The sequence below is a fragment of the Sphaerotilus sp. FB-3 genome, assembly GCF_023706025.1.
Lineage (GTDB): Bacteria > Pseudomonadota > Gammaproteobacteria > Burkholderiales > Burkholderiaceae_C > Sphaerotilus > Sphaerotilus sulfidivorans.
On sequence record NZ_BQWE01000058.1, the window covers coordinates 1 to 643 of the forward strand.

Genomic DNA, 643 nt, shown 5'->3' on the forward strand with positions numbered 1-643 from the left:
CCTATAACTTTGACATTCCTGTCAAGGTAAGAGTGTCGATGTGAACCGTACTTCAGTCACGGTGAACGCAATCAATTGACAGATCAGCGCTGATTCATACAGGCTCTACGAATTGTCTTTCAGGTTCCATCCTGAAAGACCAACGGTTATGCCTGACGACCATAGCGAGGTGGTCCCACTCCTTCCCATCCCGAACAGGACAGTGAAACGCCTCCGCGCCGATGATAGTGCGCATTCGCGTGTGAAAGTAGGTCATCGTCAGGCTTCTACAAGCGAGAAACGCCCAGTCTACGGACTGGGCGTTTTCTTCTCTTCGTCTTGTCTAGAGAGTGTAGCTGCACCGATCAATGTGCTAGAGCATCAGTTCAGCTCCAGTCTCTAGAGCAGACAAGCGAATCAGCATAGACCTTGTTGTTGACAGGGTTTAAAAAATGCATGATAATCTCGCTTCTTTGCTGATGACTGATCTTGATTGGTTGTCGCGCCGGAAACGGCAAGCTCTTTAAAAATCAACAGCCGATAAGCGTGGGCGTTTGAGGCGAGTGTCTCGGATCTTCGGGTCCGGGTCCTTGTGACCTTAAACGCTCATGGATAGAGAAGTGAAGTTCACTTCAATTCCTTGAGCAAAAACAAGATCGAACTG

General features: G+C 48.7%; 1 rRNA gene. It reads left to right on the plus strand.

The features are described from left to right. Nucleotides 1-151: 151 nt before the first annotated feature. A 5S ribosomal RNA gene (gene rrf / locus NFT33_RS18020) occupies nt 152-264 on the plus strand. Nucleotides 265-643 lie beyond the last annotated feature (379 nt).